The 21,499-nt window shown below is 28.9% G+C and carries 19 protein-coding genes; 6 read left to right on the top strand and 13 right to left on the bottom strand.

What is annotated here, in order from left to right:
• Positions 1–21: 21 nt before the first annotated feature.
• The 4 genes from Q1J76_RS01205 to Q1J76_RS01190 form a co-directional block, all read right to left on the bottom strand.
• Complete coding sequence (locus tag Q1J76_RS01205) at positions 22–546, bottom strand: hypothetical protein (protein WP_300365651.1); 525 nt, start codon at positions 544–546, stop codon at positions 22–24.
• A gap of 18 nt (positions 547–564) precedes the next feature.
• Positions 565–708, bottom strand: a complete 144-nt coding sequence (locus Q1J76_RS01200) for a hypothetical protein (protein ID WP_300365554.1) — start codon at positions 706–708, stop codon at positions 565–567.
• Between the two features lie 132 nt (positions 709–840).
• On the bottom strand, positions 841–1,551 hold the full coding sequence (locus Q1J76_RS01195; RefSeq protein ID WP_300365551.1) for a flagellar filament outer layer protein FlaA: 711 nt from the start codon (positions 1,549–1,551) through the stop codon (positions 841–843).
• 25 nt (positions 1,552–1,576) lie between these two features.
• Positions 1,577–2,296 (bottom strand): flagellar filament outer layer protein FlaA, encoded by a 720-nt coding sequence (locus tag Q1J76_RS01190; RefSeq protein ID WP_300365548.1) that lies wholly within the window; start codon positions 2,294–2,296, stop codon positions 1,577–1,579.
• Between the two features lie 324 nt (positions 2,297–2,620).
• Here Q1J76_RS01190 and Q1J76_RS01185 point away from each other — a divergent pair, with 324 nt between their 5' ends.
• The 3 genes from Q1J76_RS01185 (at position 2,621) to Q1J76_RS01175 (ending at position 4,791) form a co-directional block, all read left to right on the top strand.
• Positions 2,621–3,298, top strand: coding sequence for a pseudouridine synthase (locus Q1J76_RS01185; RefSeq protein WP_300365546.1), 678 nt, complete (start codon positions 2,621–2,623; stop codon positions 3,296–3,298).
• A gap of 186 nt (positions 3,299–3,484) precedes the next feature.
• On the top strand, positions 3,485–4,132 hold the full coding sequence (locus tag Q1J76_RS01180; RefSeq protein WP_300365543.1) for a DUF2726 domain-containing protein: 648 nt from the start codon (positions 3,485–3,487) through the stop codon (positions 4,130–4,132).
• Between the two features lie 14 nt (positions 4,133–4,146).
• A complete protein-coding gene (locus Q1J76_RS01175) occupies positions 4,147–4,791 on the top strand; it encodes a DUF2726 domain-containing protein (RefSeq protein WP_300365540.1) in 645 nt (214 codons plus the stop codon).
• A gap of 11 nt (positions 4,792–4,802) precedes the next feature.
• Here Q1J76_RS01175 and Q1J76_RS01170 read toward each other — a convergent pair whose 3' ends face one another.
• Positions 4,803–5,255, bottom strand: a complete 453-nt coding sequence (locus Q1J76_RS01170) for a CAP domain-containing protein (protein ID WP_300365537.1) — start codon at positions 5,253–5,255, stop codon at positions 4,803–4,805.
• Positions 5,256–5,573: 318 nt separating this feature from the next.
• Complete coding sequence (locus Q1J76_RS01165; protein WP_300365534.1) at positions 5,574–7,325, bottom strand: RNB domain-containing ribonuclease; 1,752 nt, start codon at positions 7,323–7,325, stop codon at positions 5,574–5,576.
• 164 nt (positions 7,326–7,489) lie between these two features.
• Here Q1J76_RS01165 and Q1J76_RS01160 point away from each other — a divergent pair, with 164 nt between their 5' ends.
• Positions 7,490–8,596: an ATP phosphoribosyltransferase regulatory subunit gene (locus Q1J76_RS01160; RefSeq protein WP_300365531.1), complete on the top strand. Its 1,107-nt coding sequence runs from the start codon at positions 7,490–7,492 to the stop codon at positions 8,594–8,596.
• 164 nt (positions 8,597–8,760) lie between these two features.
• On the opposite strand, the gene Q1J76_RS01155 is transcribed toward Q1J76_RS01160, so the two are convergent.
• Positions 8,761–8,889, bottom strand: a complete 129-nt coding sequence (locus tag Q1J76_RS01155; protein WP_300365528.1) for a hypothetical protein — start codon at positions 8,887–8,889, stop codon at positions 8,761–8,763.
• A gap of 283 nt (positions 8,890–9,172) precedes the next feature.
• On the opposite strand from Q1J76_RS01155, the gene hisG reads away from it, so the two are divergent.
• Both hisG and hisD read left to right on the top strand, forming a co-directional pair.
• Complete coding sequence (hisG, locus tag Q1J76_RS01150) at positions 9,173–9,793, top strand: ATP phosphoribosyltransferase (RefSeq protein ID WP_300365525.1); 621 nt, start codon at positions 9,173–9,175, stop codon at positions 9,791–9,793.
• 10 nt (positions 9,794–9,803) lie between these two features.
• Positions 9,804–11,078 (top strand): histidinol dehydrogenase, encoded by a 1,275-nt coding sequence (hisD, locus tag Q1J76_RS01145; RefSeq protein WP_300365522.1) that lies wholly within the window; start codon positions 9,804–9,806, stop codon positions 11,076–11,078.
• 50 nt (positions 11,079–11,128) lie between these two features.
• Here hisD and Q1J76_RS01140 read toward each other — a convergent pair whose 3' ends face one another.
• The 6 genes from Q1J76_RS01140 to rplJ all read right to left on the bottom strand — a co-directional run bounded on the left by Q1J76_RS01140 (position 11,129) and on the right by rplJ (position 21,266).
• Complete coding sequence (locus Q1J76_RS01140) at positions 11,129–11,347, bottom strand: DNA methyltransferase (RefSeq protein WP_300365519.1); 219 nt, start codon at positions 11,345–11,347, stop codon at positions 11,129–11,131.
• A gap of 118 nt (positions 11,348–11,465) precedes the next feature.
• Positions 11,466–12,407 carry a TDT family transporter gene (locus Q1J76_RS01135; protein WP_300365516.1) on the bottom strand — a complete coding sequence of 314 codons (942 nt, stop codon included), beginning with the start codon at positions 12,405–12,407 and terminating at the stop codon, positions 11,466–11,468.
• A gap of 102 nt (positions 12,408–12,509) precedes the next feature.
• On the bottom strand, positions 12,510–16,712 hold the full coding sequence (gene rpoC, locus Q1J76_RS01130) for a DNA-directed RNA polymerase subunit beta' (RefSeq protein WP_300365513.1): 4,203 nt from the start codon (positions 16,710–16,712) through the stop codon (positions 12,510–12,512).
• A gap of 19 nt (positions 16,713–16,731) precedes the next feature.
• Positions 16,732–20,253 carry a DNA-directed RNA polymerase subunit beta gene (gene rpoB, locus Q1J76_RS01125; RefSeq protein WP_300365510.1) on the bottom strand — a complete coding sequence of 1,174 codons (3,522 nt, stop codon included), beginning with the start codon at positions 20,251–20,253 and terminating at the stop codon, positions 16,732–16,734.
• Positions 20,254–20,384: 131 nt separating this feature from the next.
• Complete coding sequence (rplL, locus tag Q1J76_RS01120) at positions 20,385–20,771, bottom strand: 50S ribosomal protein L7/L12 (RefSeq protein ID WP_300365507.1); 387 nt, start codon at positions 20,769–20,771, stop codon at positions 20,385–20,387.
• Between the two features lie 60 nt (positions 20,772–20,831).
• Positions 20,832–21,266, bottom strand: a complete 435-nt coding sequence (gene rplJ, locus Q1J76_RS01115; protein WP_300365648.1) for a 50S ribosomal protein L10 — start codon at positions 21,264–21,266, stop codon at positions 20,832–20,834.
• Between the last annotated feature and the right edge of the window lie 233 nt (positions 21,267–21,499).

Here is a 21,499-nt window from a genome sequence, read left to right as displayed (position 1 = left end):
ATATATAAATTACTCTTATTATCAGCTTTTATTTTTTACTCTTACATAATTGATTCTTTTTGGTTCAAGTATGGCATTATAAATAATAGCTTTTTTTATATCCAAAGAAGATAACATAGAATTGATATGTATTTTATTTTCTACACTATTAAAATTGATATTATCTTGTTCATTTTTTATATTATTTACTTGTATAATTTTAGAATTATATTTTTCCTGAAATTCTAACATTTCTCTATTATAATTTGAAGTTTCATAATTACTGCTATAAACTTCCTCTTTTTGTGTATTTTCTCTTAAAACATCTTCATTATAATTTTTTAAATTCTTAATATTTTTCTGTAATTCTCTAAATATTTCTTCTTCATTCTTATTAGATTTTTTAGTATTTTGTGTATAGTTTTTATTTATTTTAGGTTTTCTTTTAATTTTTTTATTTATTTTAGACTTTCTTTTAGTTTTTTTATTTTCTTTAGCTGCTTTCTGTATCAAGCTAACTATACCCCATATAATAGCTATTCCAATATATATAAATAATTCCATAATTTAATATCCTCTAAATATTTACTCTTTTGAATTATGATCTTCATAATTATCATCATTTTCTTTCTTATCTTTAGGTACTCTATTATTTACTATTCTAGTAGTTATAGAATATATAGCAAGCAATATAAATCCTATAAGAAGCAATAAATTTATTGTAGACATAAAACTCTCTTTTCAAATGATATATTTTAGTAGTTTAATATATAATGATATTAATTTCAAGCTATTTATATAATAAAAAAGGTAAGGCATAAAACACCTTACCTTTTAATATTTCAAATACTTAATTTATAATTACCAAGTATCTAATGGGTCATCTTCTTCTCTATAAGTTTCTAAATACATATCAGTCTTAGCCATTAACTGGTCGAAGTAGATATAATACTTACCATAAGAATCTTTAGGATCAACTTTTACATGTACACCCATAAAGCTAATACCTTGCTCAACTTGACCTCTAAAATCTTCTTGTTTTATATTAGCTGGAATCTGAACAGTAATATTTTTCCAACCCATAAAGTTAAGAGCTTCATTACCAACTGACTGAGGTTTACCGTTTATATCATAAATATAGAAACTCATTTTGTTATTATGGTTACGTCCTGCTACCCAAACACTAAGTTCTTTAGTATAACCAGGGATTTTAACTGGTCTAGGAGGAGTAACAGAGAACCAAGGATAACCAGTTCTGAAATACTCTACTTTAGCACCTAAAATATATTTATTATTTTCTGCACCTTCAGCTACAATATCAGCTGGACCGCCTTCACGACGAATGATACTAACTACACCATAATCTCTAGGCATAGAAGCTTGCCAAGTATTAGCAAATTCAAAATCATCTATCAAGTAATTAGTAATAGCTTCTGTTATAAAATTATTACCACCTTCAGTCTGACCCTGATTTTGAGTAGTTTGCTCGCCTGTCTGAGCCGCATCTTGGGCAAACAACAAGAATGCAACAGTTAGAATTAACATTGTTATCAAGATACTTAATCTTTTCATATTCATTCTTCTCCTTACTTATACCTTATTGTTGCGCTTCTTGAGACTGTTCTGTAGTAGTTTCTGCTCCGTCGCCTTCACCTACTACTTTAGCTCCACCTTCTGTATATTGTTCAGAAGATCTTCCACCTACTTCCTGACCTAATGTAGTTTCTATATCAGAACCGTCATAAGCTTCTCTAAATGTATCTGTAACTGTCTGGAAATAGTCCAATAAAACTACAAAGTTATCAGCTCTTTCCTCTGGTGATGACCAGAAACGGAAATTCATAAATCTTAAACCTTTAGCTCTAGGAACATAAGGCTCTTCTTGAGGAATAAATGATGGTACTGCTGTACTCATATTTCTCCAACCTATATATCTTATTGATCCTAAAGGCAATGTATAAGTATAACCAAGATAATCTTCAAATATCATTTCCATAGTATAGTCATAATTACCACCCCATACCCAAATGTCAAAAGTCTGAGCTTTACCTGGTATGATTTTCTGTACTGTTGGGACTAAATCAAAAAAGTTATAAGATTTTCTAAAAAAAGAAACACTTACTGATAATGAATTAGTTGAATTATAACTTTGGTTACCCATACCATATGGCTTTGTAGCGAATAATCTCATATTAGGATATTTCATTACAACTCCATTTTCATTTGTTCTATCACCTCTGAACATAAAGCGACTAGCATTTGATATAGGCTGCCATTCATCTAATGTTTCAAAGTTGTAAAGTAGTCTAGTTTCCATATAAACACTAGAAGTTTGTCCATAGACAGCAGCTGTACATATGCTAATGAATAGACAAATGATTATGAGGTAGCGAGAAAAATCTCTCGTACTTCTATAGAATTTCATAGCGCACTCTCCTTAATATTTATAGCTAAGCAATTATATCCAATAACTTAGCACAATTATATTATAATCAACAAAAATTGTCAACTATAAAATATAAAATTCTCATATATTATATCGATATCATAAAACAATAATTTTAGTAATTATTAGGAAAATTTGATTAAAAATTATATTATGTTACTATATATAAACAAATTTATACATTAAAGAATAAAAATGAGATTAAATAAATATATAGCTTCATTAAATATAGCAAGCAGAAGAGAAGCAGATAGGCTTATTCAAAATGGATATGTTAAGGTTAATGGAGAAATAATAAATAATCCAGCAACTCAAGTGGATGAAAATGATAAAGTTGAATGCAATATAGATAAAGAAAATAAAATATATATAAAATTAAATAAGCCTGTAGGTTATGTTGTATCATCAAATAAAAAAGAGGGAAAACCTATATATGATTTGGTAAAAAATGATTTCAATGATATATATCCTGTGGGAAGATTAGACAAAGACAGTAAGGGGCTTATAATTCTTACTAATGATGGAGTATTTGCTAAAAAAATTATAGGAGAAAATACTAATTGCGAAAAAGAATACTATGTAAAAGTTAATGATAATATACCTGACGGAGCATTAAAAAAACTTGAATATGGAATTTCTTTGGACGGACAAAAATTAAAGCCTGCAAAAATAAAGAGAATAAATAAAAATTCGTTTAATATAATACTTACAGAGGGCAAAAATAGACAAATAAGAAGAATGTGCCAAAAAGTAGGTTTTGAAGTTATAATACTAAAAAGACTTAGAATAGCTAATATTTTACTGAATGACTTAAAAGAAAAAGAGTTTATACATTTGTCTGAAAATGAAATAAAATCAATTTTAAATAGATAAATAATAAAACATAATCAAACATATAATACAATACTCATGTTTTTTTATATAAAAATATCAAAAAAATTTTTAAAATACCACTATAGTTCATATTCATAGAGTTTTTACTGCTTTTCAAAATAAAATTATATTGAATAGCATATTATTTTTTATATACTAGTAAATATTAAATTAAAAGGATTTATTATGACTGAAATTATAATAGCTATGGCAATTGTATCTGCTATAATATTATATTTAATACTTTTCTATAAAATAAAAAAAACACCTGAATCTTCAAAAGAAGAATATAATAATGAAATACATGATTATAACAATAACATCAGCGATGAAAATGAAGATGAATATAAACTAAATGCAATAACCGAGCAAAGATTAAAATATATGGAAAGCGGAAGCATAAAAACAAAAAAAATTATGAATATAGAAGAAATGAAAATATTTTATTCTATGGTAAAAGTATTTGATAATTATAATATAAATCCTCAAGTTTCTTTCAGAGCTTTTTTAAAGGGAGAAGAGAATACAGCTTCTTGGAAAACTTTTAGAGATTTTTACTGCGATTTTTTAATAACATACAAAAACGGAAGCAGAATGAACGAGCCTGCCGCAGTTATAGAATATCATGGTGGAGGACATTTTGGCGATACTGATAAAAAAAGAAAAAGGGTATCTGATAATGATATGATTAGAGAAAAACTTTTTAATAAAATAGGACTTAAATATTTTATACTCAAAGATTTAGATATAAAAATGAAATCAGGTTTAATAGATGAAAGACAATTAAATGCCTGCCTCAAAAATATTAATGATATATTAACTAAACAAAATTAAGGAGATAATAATTTATGGCTTTATTACTCATAGCAATAATATTAGTTTCAATTATTGTTATATTATCTAAATCAGTAAATTATACAGGAAATTACAAAGGATATAGAGGATATAAAAGATATAAAAAAAGAAAATATTATTATAAGAATTACAATAAATATAAAAAATATAATAAGGAAATAAAAAAAGATATAACAGAACAAAGACTTGAAAATATGAATAATGGAGAAATATCCATAAAAAAGATTATGAATATAGAAGAAACAAAAATATTTTATTCTATACTAAAAGTATTTAAAGATTATAATATTTATAAGCAAGTATCATTCAAAGCATTTTTAGATGCTGAAGAAAATACTGAAGTATGGAAAACTTTCAGAGATTTCTACTGCGATTTTTTAATAACCCATAAAAGAGGTGATAAAATAAATGAACCTATAGCAGTGATAGAATATAACGGAGCAGGACATTTCGGAAATACTGCAGATATGAAAGAAAAAATAAAAAATAATGATCTTATAAAAGAGAAGTTAATAAATAAATCTGGTATGAAGTATTTTATCATAAAAGAAGAAGATATAAAAACTACCAGTAAATTTATAGATGATAAAAAATTAGAAGAGTATTTATACAATATAGAATCAAATTTAACGGTATAAAATAATAAGTTTTAATTTGAAAATAACTGAACCCAATATAAAGTACCATTTTTATTGTATACTGCGATTCCTATTTTTTTATACTTATTACTAAGTATATTTGATTTATGACCTTTAGAATTCATCCAGTCTTTCATTACTTCATTTGCATTACGATGACCTCCAGCTATATTTTCCACAGTCAAACTATAACTTATATGAAGTTCATCAAAAACTGTTACATAAAGAGTACCATTAGGTCTGTGATGAGAAAAACTATCAGGTCCTGATATTTCTTTAGCTCTAATATATGCTGCTTCGCTTATTTTACTGTCATAAATTAAATCAGATTTACCAGCTTTTCTTCTTTCAGCATTTACCATATTGAATAAGTTATTTATATTCTCATTTGGATTAAAATTACTCGAACATGAAATAATAAATAAAAACATAAATAAATAACAAAGCTTGAATATTTTTTTCATAGTATATCCTAATTATATATTTTATATTAAAACTATATATTTCTTAATTTAGTAAAGAAAAATATATTTTGTTATAAACGGAGTATATATTAATACCCCGCCCTCAATACTTTTTATACTTATATGCAATTTAAATATACGTTTCTTTTTTACTTAAAACAGAAATTCTAATACCCACCCTAGATTTTTTTAAATTTGTTGCGGTTATTCCCACACGCATCACTAAATGCTATATATCACTTTATATATAATTTAATTTTTTATATAACAAAATCTATCAACCGTGCGTTTAAATTTTTATTTTACAATTTGAAAATTTCATAAAGAAAAGAATATTTTACCATTCTCTACATTAGCACTGGCAACTAATACCTTCACCCTATCTCCTAATTCATAAGCTTTTATCTTATCCACATATACACTTTGCATATCCTGATAGAATCTGTAGTTTGACCCCACATAAGTTGCCTCTATAAAACCTTCTATTTCTAAACCTTCTATCTCAACATATATACCCTTTTGATTTATAGAGCTTATAATACCATAATACTCATCTCCAAGCCTATCTTTCATGTATCTGGCTGCTTTTATTTGTATAATATATTTTTCAGCCTTCTTTGATGTTTTATCAAGTAATGATAAACTTTCAATAGAATCCTTACATATGTTTTTTAATTTTTCATCTATAGAATTTGAATTTTTACCTGATAAAATAGTATCTTTAACTATTCTATGTATAAGTAAATCCGAATATCTTCTTATAGGAGAAGTGAAATAAGTATAGTAATCAAGCCCCAAACCGAAATGACTTTTATTTACTATACTGTAAGATGAAGGAGTCATAGAACGAAGAAGAACTGGTATAAGCAAATTCTCCTCTTGTTTTCCTTTTATATTATCAATAAACCCTTTTATATCATAAGAGCCGTCAGTATTTTTCTTCAAATCATAACCTTTATTATGAGCTAAAATATTAAAATTATTGAATCTATACTCATCTGGAAGTCCATGATAACGATATATAACTCCGTCATAAACAGATAATTTTTCAGCTATTTGACTGTTAGCAAGAAGCATTAATTCCTCTATTATAGACATAGATTCTTTCTTCTCTTCTGCATAAAACTCCGTAGGCATACCGTCATCATTAAGAAGTATTTTTATGTCCTGATTATCAAATTCTACTCCCCTTCCCTCTTTTCTCTTCTTATACAAAATATTTTTTATATTCAACGCATTATCAATTAATTCTAAAAGCCAATTATCATCACTCTCTTCTTTCTTTATAAGCTTTTCTGCATAATCATACGACAGTTTCCTATACGATTTGATAATACTCTTATATACAGATGAAGATAATATTTCCCCATCATTATTTATTTCGCAAATTAAAGTTAAAGCAAATCTATCAGCATTCTCATTCAAAGAAATTATATTATTAGATAAAATTTCTGGAAACATATTATAAACTGCATCAATTAAATAGGTTGAATTTCCTCTCTTTCTAGCCTCCAAATCCAAAGGAGAATCAAGTTCTATAAAATGACTTACATCAGAAATATGAACATATACTTTATAAATACAATTATCTAATTTTTCTATACTGAAAGCATCATCTAAATCTTTTGAACTTTCACTGTCTATAGTGATAGTTTTTATATCTCTTAAATCTATTCTATCTTCTTCTATATTACTAAAATCCGCATTATTATTTATATCGCAGGCTGATTTTAAAATATCTTCATTAAAATCCAATTTTATATTATATGCTTTGGCTATAATTTGAGAATCTAATTTAGCATCTTTCGGATTAACATTTATTCTCACAGATTTGACAGTTTTAGGAGCTTCATCTTTTCCCTCCAATTTATTTATATATTGTCTGCCTTCTTTAGTAACCCTGAGTAAATTTCCATCTGTTTTTTCTATATATCCACTGCTTATTGCTTTTCTTATCAAATTTGTAAGAGAAGTTTTTTCTATAGCAGTTTTTGAATTAAACTTTATGAATATGTTATAATCCATTTGATTTTTCATCAATTTTTTTATCAGCTCTTCCGATGTTTTCATAAACATTCCTAAAAAATAAATTTTTATTATAATATACTTTTTTTATACTTATTTCAAACTAAAATATGATTTTTAATTTTGTATATGGTGATTTTTATTTTTTATATTATAATAGACATGTTTAAACTATTTTTTTAAATTAAAACAATAAAGAAGAATCAATTATGACAGCATCTGAATTAGCAAATATATACGAACAATACGGATATAAAAAAATTAAATTAAGTAAATTTGAAGATTATAATTTATACAATAATTATAAAGATTTTCTTCAAACTGAACATATATTAACTTTTATGAATTTAAATGGAAATTTACAATCATTAAGACCAGATGTTACATTATCAATAGTAAAAAAAGTTTTGAAAGATAATGATAAATATACTAAAAAAATTTATTATATAGAAGATATTTACAAAATAAATAATGTATCAAATGAATATGAAGAAATACAGCAAATAGGCGTTGAGATAATTGGAACTTTAAGTACTTATTCAAATTTAGAAATTATTAGCATGGCAATAGATAGTTTAAAATCTATAAACGATGAATATATATTAGAAATATCAAGTATAGATTTTATGTTCGCTTTGATAGACGAGCTTAATTTAGATGAAGATAAAAAACTTGAAATACTCAATTTTATATACAGCAAAAATAAACATGATTTACAAAAAGCATTAATATCAAATAATATAAATGAAAAATATACTGACAATATTATATCATTGATAGACTTATGCGGAAATTATATAAATGTATTAAAAAAAATAGAAAATATAATCATTAATGAAAAAATGCAAAAGGCTTTTAATGAATTAAAAAGTCTGTCAGCAGTATTTGAGAATTATGATAACTTCGATAAAATATTTCTAGACTTCTCAATAGAAAGTAAACTTGGTTATTATAATGGAATAATTTTCAAAGGATATATAAAAGGAAATAATGATGCCGTTATATCAGGCGGAAGATATGATAAACTTCTTGCAAAATTCAATGCACATACTGCAAATGAAGAAAATAAAAAAAATGCTATAGGATTTGCAGTTTATATGGATAAATTATATACAGGAAACATTTCTAAAAATGATTATGACTTCGATATACTTATACTATACAAAAGCGGAGATGAAAAAATTTTATTAAATCAAGTACAAAGCTTTATAAAAAAAGGAAAGAAAGTAAGAACAGAAATATATAGTGATAATTATAATACAGATTATAATTATAAAGAAAAGTATATATTTGAAAATGATAATTTAAAAACTTAAATATTAAAAATCAATAAACTCTAAAATCTGTTTTATGGTAAAAATTGACATGCTTTATTAATATACTAAAAATATATTTAATAATCAGCATACAATTTTTATACTAAAACAAACAGACAAAGAATAATAATTGAATTTACGCTGACAATAATAATTGAATATAATTATTTATTATCAAATAATACTATTCTCGTAACTGTAGGATTAATTTTTACAACTGTACCGTCATCAAGTTTATGTTCTGTTGACATAATAGCCGAATTTTGTAATTTTTTAGTTTTTTTAGCTGACATATAAGTACCCCTTACATTTAAACAGTATATAAATCATGTTCCAATTGTCAAGAAAAGATACAAAAATATTATTTAACTATAATATTTTCACATTATCACTTGAAATATCATACATTTTTTACAATATATTTCATATTATGTATTTTAAATAAAATATCATTCTTAATCAAATTAAATTACAATAAATACAAATAAAGTAATATATTTTTTACTACATTACTATTTGAAAAAATATTTTATTATATTATAATAATTTAAAAAATTTAATAAAAAGATTAAGAATATGATTAATATAGCATTGCCTAAAGGAAGATTAGTAAATAAAGTTTATACTCTCTTTGAAAAAATAGGTTATGAAAATAAAGAATTATTAGAAGATAATAGAAAATTAGTATTTGAAAATAAAGAAAAAAATGTAAGATATTTGATAGTAAAGCCTTCAGATGTTGGTATATATGTTGAAAAAGGTGTTGCTGATATAGGAATTGTTGGAAAGGATATACTGCTTGAAAATAATCATGATATTTATGAACTTCTTGATTTGAAATTTGGTAAATGCCGAGTTTGTATGGCTTCTGTTCAGGGATATAAAGAGGATATTGAGAGAAGATTAAGAGTTGCTACAAAATATGTTAATATATCAAAGAATTATTTTAATTCAATAAACTGTGATGTTGAAATAATAAAGTTAAACGGATCTATAGAATTAGCTCCTATACTAAATTTATCAGATATTATAGTTGATATAGTAGAAACAGGAAGCACTTTAAAAGAAAATAATTTAACTATTATAAAAGAGATTATTGATTATATAAGTGCAAGACTAATAGTAAATAAAGTAAGTTATAAATTTAAAAATGAATTGATAAAAACCATAGTAAAAAGTATAGAAGAAGTTTTATAAGGAAAATATTGTGATAAAAATAATTAATTATAAAGAATGCAAATCATTAGATTATATATTATTGAGAAGTCAATTCAGCCATGATGATGTTAATGAAAAAGTAAAGACTATACTTGAAGAAGTGAAAAAAAATGGTGATAGTGCTTTAAAAAAATATTCAAAGATGTTTGATAATGCTGAAATAGATAATTTAGAAGTAAGCGAAAAAGAAATAAAGGAAGCATACAATAAAATTGATGATAAGTTTAAAGAAACATTAAAATTAGCTTATAACAATATAGAAAAATTCCATAAAAAACAATTAAGAAACAGTTTCATAACGAATGAAGAAGACGGCATTGTAATGGGTCAGATAATAAATCCAATAGAGAAAGTAGGAGTATATATACCCGGAGGCACAGCTGTTTACCCTTCAACCGTGCTTATGAATGTTATACCTGCTAAAGTGGCAGGAGTAAGTGAAATAATATTAGTATCTCCTCCAAACAAAGAAGGTAAAATAAATGATAATATATTAGCAGCAGCAAAGATAGCTGGAGTAAATAAAATATTTAAAATAGGCGGTGCTCAGGTAATAGCAGCTTTAAGTTATGGTACTGAATCTATACCTAAAGTATATAAAATAGTTGGACCAGGAAATATATATGTTGCTATGGCTAAAAGATTAGTGTACGGAGAAGTATCTATTGATATGGTGGCAGGACCAAGCGAAGTATTGATAATAGCAGATGAAACAGCAAATCATATACATATAGCTTCAGATATGCTCGCACAGGCTGAACATGATAAATTAGCTTCAAGTATATTAATAACAACTTCAAAATCTATAGCAGAAAAAACTAAAGATGAATTATATAAACAATTAGAGAAATTAAGCCGCAAAGATATAGCTATAGAATCTATAGAAAATAACGGAAGAATAATAATAACAGAAACTATAGACGAAGCAATATATATAAGCAATGAAATAGCTCCAGAACATTTGGAGATAAGTATAAAAGATCCTTTCTCTGTTTTAAGCAAAATAAAAAATGCAGGTTCAATATTTTTGGGAGATTATACACCTGAAGCATTAGGAGATTATTTATCTGGTGCTAATCATGTTATACCTACAAGCGGAACTGCTAAATTCGCTTCTCCTTTATCTGTAGATGACTTTATAAAAAAATCATACATCACATACTACACTAAAGATGCATTAAGCAAAGTGAAAAATAATGTAATCAATTTTGCTGAAAATGAAAGTTTAGAAGCACATGCTAATTCTGTAAAGGTAAGATTTTAATTTGTATTTATAAAAAATAATTTAATTAAAACAATTGTTTTTGGAATAATTTATTTTGCATCATAGACAGCATAACAATCTTTTATTTTGCCGTTATTATTTATTCTATCTATTATCATATCATAGTATTGTTTATTTAATTCACATGATATAAAAGTTCTCTCTAACTTTTTACAAAGAGATATTTCAGATCCGCTTCCTCCAAACAAAATAAAAAATAGTATCATTTTTTTAGTAGATGATTCTATAAAAAGCTTCACTAAATACATTAGAAAATTTTTTAATTAATTCATTATCAAATACAAATTGATTGTTATTAACACAATATTTATATAATTTTTCTATAACTTGTTTTTGTTTAGATATATCAACCTCATAATATTAATATCACTTACTATCTTTTATCACATTATTATGAACAAAGAATATCATATTAATGAAAACATAAGCTATCATCATACTTGCAATTATAAGCTCAAGTATAGCAATAGTATTCCATATATAAAAATACTCTCCTCCAATACTTTGTGAATAATTAGCATATTTAAGTAAGGCCTGAGCACCAATAGCCAAAGGGAAAGTATATGCTGCAAATAAGGGAATGAATTTTATTCTGAAAGCCCTTATAAGAGATAAATAAACTTTAAATGTAGTAAATAACCCCAATCCCAAAAGGAAATTAAGTACAGCAGTATTATAAGTTGGAAAGGCCGTTAAATATCCGCATAAACAAAGATTAGCAGGAGCTCCCATTACAGCAAATGCGGGAAATTTGTCATCAGGCAAAGGTTCATGAAAAATAATTCTATAAAATATAAATGGAAATATTATAATATAAATCGCAGTTCCTATATAAACTATAGCCTGAGAAACCTGAGGAAAACCCATATTAGAACCCGTAACAGCAGCCACCACTATACCCACAGGCGGAACAAACCAGCTTGGTACCATATGATGCAAATCTTTTAAATTTATCCTATGAGCTAAAAATGTAAAAGAAAATATTACATGTATAGCTATAGCGGTAAACCACATAGCAACACCCAAAGGTCTTATAAACTGCACCACAGAAGATGATATTACCATAAAAGCCATATCAAGTGTAGGAATAGTACTTCCTGCCACAGGATGCTTTAAATCATTAATAAAATCTCCGAATGAAGAAAATATTTTAGTTATAATTGTTAATATTAAAATAGATGAAATCACAGCACCAGTATATGCAAAATATTTAATACCTGTAAATATAGTCCAAGCATTAAATATACCACCTACACCAAGTGCTAAACCTGTAAGAGCCAAAGGCATTTTATTAATTTTTCTTATCATTTTATAATACTTTTTATATTTATTTTGTTCTATTATTTTTTATCATACATAATAAAAGACGCTCTCATATAAATGAAAACCTCTTTTACCATTAAAATTTATTTATACAGTCATTTGTATAACTTCTTCTTCTTTAGAACTATTATCTATGCTATCTTTTTTATCCAAGTCCCCGCTTTCTTTATTATAAACATGAAGTTTATTATAAAGTTTCACACCAGTACCAGCAGGAATCAAATGACCTATGATAACATTTTCTTTAAGTCCAAGTAATTTATCAACTTTACCCTTAATAGCTGCATTAGTTAGAACTTTAGTAGTTTCTTGGAATGAAGCAGAAGATATAAAGCTTTCTGTATTAAGAGCAGCTTTAGTTAATCCTAAAAGCACTGGCTTACCACTTGCAGGAGAACCACCTGCTTCTTCATAACGTTTATTTTCCTCTTCAAATTCATATTTGTCAACATACTGTCCAACAATATATTTAGTATCGCCAGGATCAGTTATTTCAAGTCTTCTAAGCATCTGTCTAATTATAAGAGCGAAGTGCTTATCATTAATCCCTACACCCTGCTGATTATATACAGTCTGAATCTCCTCAAGTAAATAAGTCTGTAAAGCCAAATCTCCCTGAGTTTCCAATATATCATGAGGGTTAATTTTACCAGCACATAATTGAGTACCTGTTTTTACTTGGTCCCCATTTCTTACAAGAAGCATTTTAGCATTAGGGACTAAATGTTTAGTTTCATCAAATTCATTTCTGATTTTAACTATTTTTTTACCCTTATGAGAACCACCTATTTCAACCTCTCCATCAATACCAGCAATAATAGCAGTATCTTTAGGCTTCTGGGCTTCAAGCAATTCCTGTACTCTTGGAAGACCTCCAGTAATATCTCTACTCTTCTGCTGTATACGAGTAGTTTTAGCGATAACCTCTCCGATTTCAACTTTTTGATTGTTTTCAACCATAAGTTGAGCACCATTAGGTATATCAGTTTCAAAAGTATCATCATCGCCTACAATTAATATTTTAGGCTGCATACTTGCATCTTTAAACTCTTGAATAATATTAGTTTTATTACCTGTTTGATCGTCTATCTCTTCAATTAATGTTCTTCCAGGTATTATATCCTGATATCTCACAATACCAGCTTTTTCTGAAATGATAGGTTCATTATAAGTATCAAAACTAGCTATAACAGTATTAGCTTCTATAAATACATGTTCATCTACTTTATATTCACTACCTACTTTAATAACGATTGTATGCTTATTACCTGTAATCATTATATATTTCTCATCATCAGTGATTTTGAAAGTACCATTATGAGTAGCTTTAATTTCTGTACCATCTTTAAGAACAGCTATAACATCACCAATAAGTACTTTAGAATTATTTTCAGCAGAAATATCTTTTAATGAAGATTTTTCCCATTTATCTAAAACTCTTCTAATAATTAAATCACCCTTTCTAGCTGTTATCTTAATACCATTAGGCTGAATAACATAATTAGATAACTGTTCTATATATATAGGATATGTAACTTTTATCTCATTTTCCTCTACCATCTGAGTAGCAACTCCTCCGATGTGGAAAGTTCTCATTGTAAGCTGCGTACCGGGCTGACCTATACTTTGAGCAGCAACTACTCCTACAGCTTCACCAATAGAAGCAAGATTATTAGTAGATAAACTTCTTCCATAACATTTCTGACATACACCCATTCTGCTTTCACAAGTAAGAGGATGTCTTATATATATTTTTTCTATACCAGCTTTTTCAATTAAATCGCCTATTTCTTCTGTAATTTCTGTATTTGCAGAACATATAAGTTCTTTCGTAACAGGATTATATATATGTTCGCTTGTGAAGAATCCTACAACACGTTCTTTAAGAGATTTTTTGATTTCATCTCCATTTTTAATAGCTTCTATAGAAATACCTTTAACAGTACCACAGTCATGCTCTGAAACAACAACTCCTATAGCAACATCTACCAATTTTCTAGTAAGATAACCAGCACTTGAAGTTTTTAATGCAGTATCGGCAAGACCTTTTCTAGCACCGTGAGTAGAAATAAAGTATTCCTGTACGGTAAGACCTTCTTTAAAGTTTGAAATAATAGGAAGTTCAATAATCTCTCCAGAAGGTTTAGCCATAAGTCCTCTCATACTAGCAAGCTGTCTTATCTGCTGTTTAGAACCTCTAGCTCCTGAATCTGCCATTATATATACAGGATTAAATCCATCTTGATCTTGTCTTAAATTATCCATCATAGCTTCAGTTATTTTACCTTCAACAGTTGTCCAAAGGTCCATAACCTTCTGCTTTTTCTCATCTGTAGTGATAATACCGTTCATATACTGATTTTCTATGAACTCTACCTGTTTAGTAGCCTCTTCTATCTCCTGTTTCTTCATTGGAGGTATAAGAATATCAGCAATAGAAATAGTAGAACCGAATACTGTAGCACTTTGGTATCCTAATTCTTTAATATCATCAAGCATATTAACTGTTACCGCTGTGCCATGTTTCAAATATACTTCATGAATAAATTTAGCTAAATCTTTACTGTTAAAATCTCTATTCTGATATCTGAAATCTTCAGGAATAACTTCATTGAATTTTATTCTTCCAACAGAAGTTTCAATGAATTCTTCCTCTCCGTCCTTATTTTTCATTAAAACTTTAATTCTTGATTCAAGCTCAACCAAATTATTATCATAAGCAAGCAAAGCATCTTTAGGAGATGAGAATATTTTTCCCTCACCTTTAATACCAGTTCTCAATTTAGTTAAATAACTTATACCCAAAACTATATCCTGAGTAGGGTTTACAATAGGCTCACCATTAGCAGGGTTTAATATATTATGAGGAGCAAGCATCAAAGTCCAAGCCTCAATCTGAGCTTCAGCAGAAAGAGGAGTATGAACAGCCATCTGGTCTCCGTCAAAGTCAGCATTATAAGCATGACAAACTAATGGGTGAAGTTGAATAGCCTTTCCTTCAACGAGTACAGGTTCAAATGCCTGAATACCCAATCTGTGAAGTGTAGGGGCTCTATTTAAAAGTACAGGATGTTCTTTAGCAATATCCTCTAATACACCCCAAACTTCTTCTCTGCCCTCTTCTACGAATCTCTTAGCAGATTTTATATTATGAGCTGAATTAATTTCAACTAATTTTTTCATAATGAAAGGCTTGAATAATTCAACAGCCATTTTTTTAGGAAGTCCGCATTGATGCATTTTTAATCTAGGACCTGCAACAATAACCGAACGTCCTGAGTAGTCAACACGTTTACCTAAAAGATTCTGTCTGAAACGTCCCTGTTTACCTTTAAGCATATCGGAAAGAGATTTTAAAGGTCTGTTTCCAGGTCCTTTAACAACTTTCTTTCTTCTGCTATTATCAAATAAAGCATCAACAGCCTCCTGAAGCATTCTTTTTTCATTTCTTATGATAATATCAGGTGCTCTTAATACCAATAATCTTCTTAAACGAATATTTCTATTTATTACTCTTCTGTATAGGTCATTCAAGTCTGAAGTAGCAAATCTTCCACCATCAAGCTGAACCATAGGTCTTAAATCAGGAGGAATTACTGGAACTACATCAAGTATCATCCAAGTAGGATCATTTCCGCTTGCTTTGAAGTCTTCAAATATTTCAAGACGCTTTCTAAGACGCCTATCACTCTTTTCACCTTTTTTAATCATTTCCTCTCTAAGTTTTCTGATTTCTTCATCCATATCAAGGTCTTTAAGCATATCTCTTATGCCCTCAGCACCTATACCTATACGAATATTATCACCATATCTATCTAAAGCCTCATTATACTCTTCTTCAGTTAAAAGATCTCCTTTAGAATATGTACTATCTCCAGCATCAATAACAACATATCTTTCAAAATAAAGTACACTTCTTAAATGAGCAATATTCATATTTAAAAGAAGTCCTATTCTTGAAGGAGTGTTTCTATAATACCAAATATGAGCAACAGGAGCAGCCAATTCTATATGCCCCATTCTCTCTCTTCTAACTTTGAAATGAGTAACTTCAACTCCACATTTATCACAAACTACACCTTTATAACGAATGCTTTTAAACTTACCGCAGTAACATTCATATTCTTTTGTAGTTCCGAATATCTTCTCACAAAAAAGTCCATCTCTTTCAGGTCTTAGAGTTCTATAGTTAATAGTTTCTGGTTTTTTTACTTCACCATAACTCCATTCTCTCATAACCTGAGGACTTGCTATACTAATTTTTATTTGGTCAAAGTTTGAAAATTGCATATACTTAAACTTCTCCTAATTATTTAAAAATCTTGGTTTGTTTCTTAGTTTTTTGTCTAAGCTCTTTTTCAGTAGAAGGAAGCTGATTGCCATCTTCATCATGAATAGTAATATTAAGACCTAAACCTCTAAGTTCCTGAACTAATACATTAAAGCTCTCTGGTATACCAGGAGAGGATATAACATCGCCTTTAACTATAGATTCATATATTCTAGCACGTCCTGTCATATCATCTGATTTAACAGTTAAGAATTCCTGAAGCATATTAGCAGCTCCATAAGCCTCTAATGCCCATACTTCCATCTCTCCTAATCTCTGACCTCCGAATTGAGATTTACCTCCAAGAGGCTGCTGAGTAACAAGAGAGTAAGGACCTGTACTTCTTGCATGCACCTTATCTTCAACTAAGTGATTAAGCTTAAGCATATACATATATCCCACAGCTACATCATTTTTGAAAGGCTCGCCTGTTCTTCCATCATAAAGTCTAACTTTACCATTAGCATTCATACCGCTTGCAACAAAAGCTTCTCTTAAAGCCTCCTCTTTAGGACCTTCAAATACAGGACATGCATATTTAAGTCCCATTTTATGACCAGACCAGCCTAAAAGCATCTCAATTACCTGACCAATATTCATACGAGAAGGTACACCTAATGGGTTAAGACATATATCTACAGGAGTACCGTCTTCCAAGAAAGGCATGTCCTCTATAGGCATAATTCTAGCAACTACCCCTTTGTTACCATGTCTTCCTGCCATTTTATCGCCTTCCTGTATAATACGCTTTTTAGCAACAAAAACTTTTACAACTTCCTCTACACCAGGCTTTAATTCATCACCATTTTCTCTGCTGTAAACTCTTACATCTATAACAGTACCGTCTTTACCATGTGGTACTCTTAAAGAAGAATCTTTTACATCTCTAGCCTTTTCACCGAATATAGAATGAAGAAGTCTATATTCTGGAGTAATTTCTGTTTCACCTTTAGGGGTTACTTTACCTACTAATATATCTCCAGCCTTTACCTTAGCACCTATTCTTACAATACCTCTTTCATCTAAATTTTTGAATGCAGCATCTGATACATTAGGTATATCTCTAGTAATATTTTCTCTATCTAGTTTAGTTTCCCTAGCTTCTGTTGAAAACTCTTCTATATGAATAGAAGTAAATACATCTTCTTGTACTAATCTTCTGCTTAAAAGTATAGCGTCCTCGAAGTTGTACCCTTCAAAAATCATGAATGCTGCTAGTACATTTCTTCCCAAAGCTAACTCACCATGATCTGTAGCAGGTCCATCAGCTAAAAGCCCTCCAGCCTTAACAACATCTCCAACATTAACAACAGGTCTTTGATGATAATTGGTATCTTGGTTAGTTCTCTGATATTTTACTAATTCATAAACATCTAAATCATCATCACTATTTTGTTTAGTAGGTTTTACAATTATTTCATTATGAACAACTTTAATAACTTTACCAGCTCTTTTAGCATGAACAGCAATACCTGTACCTGGCTGACAAATTTTAGCCTCTACTCCAGTACCTACTATAGGAGCTTCTGGATATAAAAGAGGTACACTTTGGCGTTGCATGTTTGAACCCATTAAAGCTCTGTTAGCATCGTCATGCTCTAAGAATGGTATCAATGAACTTGAAAGTGATACTATCTGCTGAGGTGAAACATCCATATACTGCACTTGATCTGGTGAAGAATATGGGAATTCACTTCTGAATCTTGTTGATATGAGATTATCTTTGAAAGTACCATCTTCATTTAAAGGAGCATTAGCATCTGCTATATGATATTTCTCCTCATCATGAGCTGTTAGATATTCTATTTCACCTGTTACCTTTCCATCAACAACTTTTCTATATGGAGTTTCTAAGAAACCATGTTTATTTATTTTAGCATAAGTAGCAAGAGAAACTATAAGTCCTATATTTGGACCTTCAGGAGTTTCAATAGGACAAATCTTACCATAGTGGGTATGGTGTACATCACGAACCTCAAAACCTGCTCTATCTCTTGTAAGACCACCCTGACCTAAAGCATTCAACCTTCTTTTATGTGTAATCTCTGATAATGGATTATTCTGATCCATAAACTGAGATAATTGATTTGTACCGAAGAATTCTTTTATTACCGCCTGTATAAGTTTAATGCTTACAAGTGATTGAGGAGTTACAGCCTCCATATCCTGCATCTGCATTCTTTCTTTTGCTATACGCTCCATTCTAGTGAAACCAGTTTTTATTTGTATAGATAATAATTCACCTACACTTCTTACGCGTCTGTTTCCTAAATGGTCAATATCATCTAATTGCTCTTCATTAATGAATACTTTTATTAAAAAACGAATAGTTTCGATTATATCTTTATGTCTTAAAACTTTATCCTGTTCACTTTCAGGGAAATTCAATCTCTTATTTAATTTATAACGTCCTACATCACCCAAAGCATAAGATTTAGGATCAAATACTAAATCATTACAAGTTCTCACAACATTTTCTATTAAAGCAGGTTCTCCTGGTCTTATAACATTGTAAATTTTTGTACATGCTTCTTCTTGATTTTTAGTACTATCTTTATCTAAAGTATTAATTATGGTAACATTATCTTTTATAGCTTCCATATTTAATACGGATATTTCTTTAATTCCGCTCATTAAAAGTCTTTCAGCAAGGTTTGTATTGATAAGTTCCCCAGGATTTAATATAATTTCATCAGGGTTTTCTGTATCAAATACAGTAGAGTAAGAACGTCTTCCTATTAAAGCATCTTTCTTCTCTTCATCTGAAAGTTTCTCTAATGAAATATTATCTACTTCATAAAATAATTTTAAAATTTCTTCATTAGTAGTGATGCCTATAGCTCTTAAAAATACAGTAACAGGAAGTTTTTTCTTTCTATCTATTCTAACATACATTATATCTTTTTTAGTATCAAGCTCAAATTCCAGCCAAGTACCTCTGTCTGGGATTATTTTAGCTACGAACATGGCATCTCTGTCGCTGCGATTGAAAACAACACCAGGAGATCTATGAATCTGTGAAACTATAACTCTTTCAGCACCATTAACAATAAATGTACCTCTATCTGTCATAGCTGGTATATCACCTACGAATATTTCTTGTTCTATGATTCTTTCAGGATCTCTTACTGTTAATTGTACCTTTATTTTGAAAGGATAAGCATAAGTTTTATCTCTTCTTCTAGCCTCTTTCTCTGTAATTTTAGGCTCTCCTATAGAATAGGATATAAACTCTATTTGCATTTTTTCATTAGATGCTACTATAGGAAATATAGAAGTTAATACTTCCTGTAATCCTTCATTTTTTCTTTTATTTTCAGGTATATCCTTCTGAAGAAAACTTTCATAAGATTCTTTCTGTATAGCGAGGAGATCAGGAGGTTCTATTACAGAAACAGCACGCGAAAAATTCACGCGTCCATTTTCTATCCTATATTTTTTAGCGAACTCTACCCCTCGTTCAGGATATACTTTATTATCTATCTGAATATTATTGACCATATTAAAAGATCTCCGCATTTACGCTTTTATTTTTTGACTTGATTAAATACACTAATAAGAAGGGTACAAAATATTTATACCCTCCTTAATATATGAATCATTATAAATTAATGATATATTTACAAAAATAATTATTTAACTTCAACTTTACCGCCTGCTGCTTCTAATTGTTTCTTAATAGCTGCAGCTTCTTCTTTAGAAACACCTGATTTGATAGTTTCTCCACCTTTTTCAACAGCGTCTTTAGCTTCTTTTAAGCCTAAACCACTAACTGCTCTAACTTCTTTAATAAGAGCAATTTTCTGAGCTGCATCAAAACCTGTAAGAATGATATCAAATTCATTTTTCTCTTCTTCAGCTGGAGCTGCACCGCCTGCTGCTGGAGCTGCTGCTACTGCTGCAATTGGCATAGCTGCTGTTACATTGAATCTTTCTTTAATAGCTTCTACTAATTCATGAAGCTCTATAACTTTCATTTCTTCTATTGCTTGTAATATTTCTTCTTTACTTAAAGCCATTTTTTATCTCCTTAAAAATTTGTTTAATAATTTTCTTTAATTTAATAATTTACCAGCATATTAAGCTGATTTTTTCTTTTCTTCTTCAACACTATCAAGCACATAAGCAAGTTCTGATATAACACTTTGCAAACTGTTTGCCAAACTTGATATAGGGGACTCGAGTGCTGTAACAAGATGAGAAAGAAGAACTTCTCTTGGCGGAATATTTGCTACTACCTGAACATCTGCTGGGTTAAGTAAATCCTCACCCATATAACCGCCTTTGATTTTGATTTTGTCATTTTTCTTAGCTGCTTCGCTTATTATTTTAGCTGCACTAGGTACATCTTCCTTAGCAAATACTACAGCTGTAGGATTAATGAACATCTCATCTTTTACTTCTCTGCCTAACTCTTTTAAAGCAATATCAACTAAAGAGTTTTTACATATTTTCATTGAAGAAGAAGTCTTTGCTAATTCACGTCTTAAATCTACCCTCTGCCCCTCCCCCAGTTCGCACTCACTCTATCTCAAATAAAATCTTTAAAAAAAAAAAATCAAGTGTTAATAGATATTTCTAGAATGCTTCCCTCCAAAAGCTTCCTTCTTCTCCAGGCCAAGTGCAGGCCCTCTCCTGCACATGCTCACTAGCCACGAGTGTTAGAGCCCTTTTGCACATGTGTCATTTTACTGTCATTTTCATTCACCTGATTACTATTGAATTTGAACATCTTTGGACGTGCCGT

Source organism: Brachyspira sp. (assembly GCF_029258575.1).
Lineage (GTDB): Bacteria > Spirochaetota > Brachyspiria > Brachyspirales > Brachyspiraceae > Brachyspira.
The sequence above is the reverse complement of the archived record's forward strand: the minus strand, read 5'-3'. Positions and strand labels throughout refer to the sequence as shown.

Coding starts and splice junctions, on each gene's coding strand:
- Q1J76_RS01200 (WP_300365554.1), bottom strand. CDS start 708: ATGTCTACAATAAATTTATTGCTTCTTATAGGATTTATATTGCTTGCT.
- Q1J76_RS01195 (WP_300365551.1), bottom strand. CDS start 1,551: ATGAAAAGATTAAGTATCTTGATAACAATGTTAATTCTAACTGTTGCA.
- Q1J76_RS01190 (WP_300365548.1), bottom strand. CDS start 2,296: ATGGAAACTAGACTACTTTACAACTTTGAAACATTAGATGAATGGCAG.
- Q1J76_RS01185 (WP_300365546.1), top strand. CDS start 2,621: ATGAGATTAAATAAATATATAGCTTCATTAAATATAGCAAGCAGAAGA.
- Q1J76_RS01180 (WP_300365543.1), top strand. CDS start 3,485: ATGACTGAAATTATAATAGCTATGGCAATTGTATCTGCTATAATATTA.
- Q1J76_RS01175 (WP_300365540.1), top strand. CDS start 4,147: ATGGCTTTATTACTCATAGCAATAATATTAGTTTCAATTATTGTTATA.
- Q1J76_RS01170 (WP_300365537.1), bottom strand. CDS start 5,255: ATGAAAAAAATATTCAAGCTTTGTTATTTATTTATGTTTTTATTTATT.
- Q1J76_RS01165 (WP_300365534.1), bottom strand. CDS start 7,325: ATGAAAACATCGGAAGAGCTGATAAAAAAATTGATGAAAAATCAAATG.
- Q1J76_RS01160 (WP_300365531.1), top strand. CDS start 7,490: ATGACAGCATCTGAATTAGCAAATATATACGAACAATACGGATATAAA.
- Q1J76_RS01155 (WP_300365528.1), bottom strand. CDS start 8,889: ATGTCAGCTAAAAAAACTAAAAAATTACAAAATTCGGCTATTATGTCA.
- hisG (WP_300365525.1), top strand. CDS start 9,173: ATGATTAATATAGCATTGCCTAAAGGAAGATTAGTAAATAAAGTTTAT.
- Q1J76_RS01140 (WP_300365519.1), bottom strand. CDS start 11,347: ATGTATTTAGTGAAGCTTTTTATAGAATCATCTACTAAAAAAATGATA.
- Q1J76_RS01135 (WP_300365516.1), bottom strand. CDS start 12,407: ATGATAAGAAAAATTAATAAAATGCCTTTGGCTCTTACAGGTTTAGCA.
- rpoC (WP_300365513.1), bottom strand. CDS start 16,712: ATGCAATTTTCAAACTTTGACCAAATAAAAATTAGTATAGCAAGTCCT.
- rpoB (WP_300365510.1), bottom strand. CDS start 20,253: ATGGTCAATAATATTCAGATAGATAATAAAGTATATCCTGAACGAGGG.
- rplL (WP_300365507.1), bottom strand. CDS start 20,771: ATGGCTTTAAGTAAAGAAGAAATATTACAAGCAATAGAAGAAATGAAA.